The organism is Acrocarpospora pleiomorpha (genome assembly GCF_009687885.1).
Taxonomy (GTDB): Bacteria; Actinomycetota; Actinomycetes; order Streptosporangiales; family Streptosporangiaceae; genus Acrocarpospora; species Acrocarpospora pleiomorpha.
The window spans coordinates 1-3,078 of sequence record NZ_BLAF01000145.1 but is presented as its reverse complement, the minus strand read 5'-3'; the positions used below and the strand labels follow the sequence as shown (position 1 = coordinate 3,078).

The following is a 3,078-nucleotide window of genomic DNA, read 5'->3' as shown; positions in this document are numbered from 1 at the left end:
GTTCGGGGTCGAGCAGGCCGGTGACGCGGCCCATCCCGTTCAAGGTGGAGGCGATGCTCAGGTGCTGGCGTTCGGTGAGGGCGGCGGCGCGGGCCAGCCGGCCGCCGGGGTCGACGGTCTCCAGGATCACCCGACCGGCGTGGGCGAGGTCTTCCACGGTGGCGGCCGGGTCGGTGGCCAAACCGAGCAGGATGGGTTCGGCCAGCCGGGTATCGGCGTCATCCAGGTGCCGCACCGCTGAGGCGACCGCGGCTGCGGCCCCGAACGGCAGACTGCCCTCGGCGAGTTGCGCGGCCAGGTCGGGCAGCCGGGACAACTGGCGGGCCAGGGTGAGGCGTTCCCCCGCCCGGGCGGCCCGTGAGCCGGTGGCCGCGGCCAGCCACGCCCCGAGCGAACGCCGCCCGAACAGTTGCTGGCCTTTGCCGGCGTCGGCCACGGCCAGCCGGACCGCGATCGCGGCTTCGGCCCGATCGATCGCCCGCGCCAGGGCCACGATCTCGGCCATCGCCGACTCCACGTCGGAGGGCACCCGCGACCCGTCGGCGGCGATCACCTCGATCTGGTGCAGCCACACCCGTATCGCCGCCCCGGCCAAACCCGGGTCAGGGTGATCGGAGCGGCCAGGATGATCAGAACGATCGGAGCGGCCAGAACGATCAGAGCGGTTAGAGCGATCAGAGCGGTTAGAGCGATCGGAGCGGCCAGAGCGATCGGAGCGGCCAGAGCGATCGGAGCGGCCAGAGCGATCGGGATGATCGGGATGGTCAGGGTGATCCCCGAACCCCGCAGCACCCCCTGCAGCCTGATCAGTCCCCCGCCCACGACCGGTGCCCCGCCCAATCTCCTCGGCACCCCGATACTCCCCCCAGGCACCCCAATCAGCCTTCCGGGCAGCGTGACCGGCCTCCCCGACAGCGTGATCCGCCTCGCAGGCATTCCGACCAGCGCCCCGGGCACCGCGATCGGCTTCCCAAGCACCCCGACCTGGACCCCGGGCACCGCGATCAGCCTCCCAAGCATCCCAACCGGCATCCCGGGCAGCGTGATCAGCCTTCGGTTCCGCGTGATCGGACTCCCGGGCGCCGTGACCGGCTTGTTGAGCGCGCTGGTCGGTCTCGTGCACGCTGCCGGAGGACCCCTGCGACCTCTGCCCGGTTCCAGGGGACGGCCGGTGAGCGGTGGCCTGGGCGGTGCCGGAGCACGCCGTGGCGGGGTGTGCCGTCGCGGGGTGTGCCGTCGCGGGGTGTGCTATGCCGGAATGCGAGATGCCGGAGTCCCTGCTGGAGGCTGCCTCGGGAACTCGAACTCGGGAAGGATCCAGAAGGATCGCGCCATGGGAATCGACGGGAATGCGGCCGGTTTCGGGTGCCCGGGCACGTTGCCGGGGTGAACGCAGTGAGCGCGGTGTTTCTGGGCGGAGGACCGGCACGCCGTCTGGGCGGGCATTGAGGGAAGGTGCGGCGGGGTCGCGACCGTCAAGGCCGGCTGGAACGCGGGACTCTTGAGGCGGAGAGGAGGTGGCGGGGTCGGCGGGGGAAGGGGTGGCGGCAGGGTGGTCGGTCAGCAGTACCGCACCCGAGGTCATCATCCCGGAACACCTCCTGTCGTGGATCGACCGGCTGACCCGCCGCCGCGCCGGACGCCAACCCGTGGCCAGGATATCGCTCGCACGTTCGATTGACAACTCTGTGTAGTCACTTATGTGCTAATTGTTAGTAGAGTGCGTCTTGTCTTCGTGCATGTCAGGGCCATCCCTATCGCAGGAGCGGAGATCCACGCGGAGCAGCGCGCGTGAGGGGCGTCCACTACGAGTCGGTGAGATCAACACCCACACCCCGCATGTCCGGAGCGCCCAGGTCAAACCTCTTTGGGAAATCTCGAGCCAGACAGCGCCGCCCTCTCCAACCAGGATTAGACGATCAAGGAAAGAGCGAAAGTTGAACCTCAAGCGGACTTATGAATAGACGTCGGAATATAATAGCGCGCGATAGGCTTATCAATTAAGTTACTCGCCGAACGAGCCCTTGGCTTTCCGCCCGAACGAACCCTTGATTTTCCGCCCGAACGAGCAGCCGGAGCAAGCCGTCAAGAATTGCCCTGAAATAAGCTGCTTAGCGGAGGTACGATAAGAGCAATTCAGCACTACGGGCGATCCCTTATTATTCGCGTAGAGATAAACATAGGTGCGAATCTTTGGATGACAGCACTTCCCGGATCCGGCCAAAGATCGCCTACGTCTCGATTGAGGCGTCGTGAATTATCTGCGCAGGCACAATAACACGACGGACTGAGCATTTCCACGCTAGATAGTGGTTACCATGGGTGATCATGAGCAGGGCGTGCCTGAACCCCGTTGGCCATGAGTGCAGGGTATTTAATCGCTTGTCGGTCGCCATGCGCGTCGCCGATGATTGCGGCCATGGCTACAACACGACGAGCTGACATGTTCACCGCGGACGGTAAGCCGTCTGACGACGACCCGCGTGAGAACGGACCAACGCTGGGCGATGAGCGCACCACGCTGATCGAAAACCTGCGCTGTGCACGCCTCACATTGGAGATGAAATGCTCAGGTCTTGATGCGGAAGCTATGGCGCGGCGTTCCGTTGAGCCGTCGACGATGTCGCTTCTGGGGATGGTGCGGCACCTGGCCGAGGTGGAGCGTGCGACGTTCCGGGTGCTGATGGCGGGACAGGATGTGCCCCGGCTGTTCTGCTCCGACACCGACCGTGACGGGGATTTCGATGGTGCGGTTCCCGATCCCCAGGTGGTGGCGGAGGCATGGGACGCATGGCGTGCGGAGGTGGACTTCGCCGAGCGGTTTGTGGCCGAGGCGTCCAGTCTCGACATCACCGGCAACGATTCCTTGAATCAGCATGGCAGCGGTGGAGGGCTGATGTCGCTGCGCGAGGTGCTGGTCGGAATGATCTGGGAGTATGCCCGCCACATGGGTCACGTCGACCTGTTGCGCGAGCGGATCGACGGACGCATAGGCCAGTAATGATCACGGGTAGGGCGCGCCGGATCCGTTGAGGTACAACGAAAAGCGCAGGAGTCCGGCATATGAAGGTGGTCCAA

The 3,078-nt window shown here is 65.6% G+C and carries 3 protein-coding genes; 1 reads left to right on the top strand and 2 read right to left on the bottom strand.

Annotation, left to right across the window (positions count from 1 at the left end):
- A partial coding sequence (locus Aple_RS51655; protein ID WP_155352159.1) for a DUF222 domain-containing protein occupies positions 1-574 on the bottom strand: 574 nt, incomplete at its 3' end.
- The gene (locus Aple_RS54090; RefSeq protein ID WP_218038962.1) at positions 550-852 is read right to left on the bottom strand and encodes a hypothetical protein; all 303 of its coding nucleotides are present in this window, start codon (positions 850-852) and stop codon (positions 550-552) included. The genes Aple_RS51655 and Aple_RS54090, both read right to left, overlap by 25 nt.
- Positions 853-2,443: 1,591 nt before the next feature.
- Here Aple_RS54090 and Aple_RS51645 point away from each other — a divergent pair.
- Complete coding sequence (locus Aple_RS51645; RefSeq protein ID WP_218038961.1) at positions 2,444-3,001, top strand: DinB family protein; 558 nt, start codon at positions 2,444-2,446, stop codon at positions 2,999-3,001.
- Positions 3,002-3,078 lie beyond the last annotated feature (77 nt).

Coding starts and splice junctions, on each gene's coding strand:
- Aple_RS51645 (WP_218038961.1), top strand. CDS start 2,444: ATGTTCACCGCGGACGGTAAGCCGTCTGACGACGACCCGCGTGAGAAC.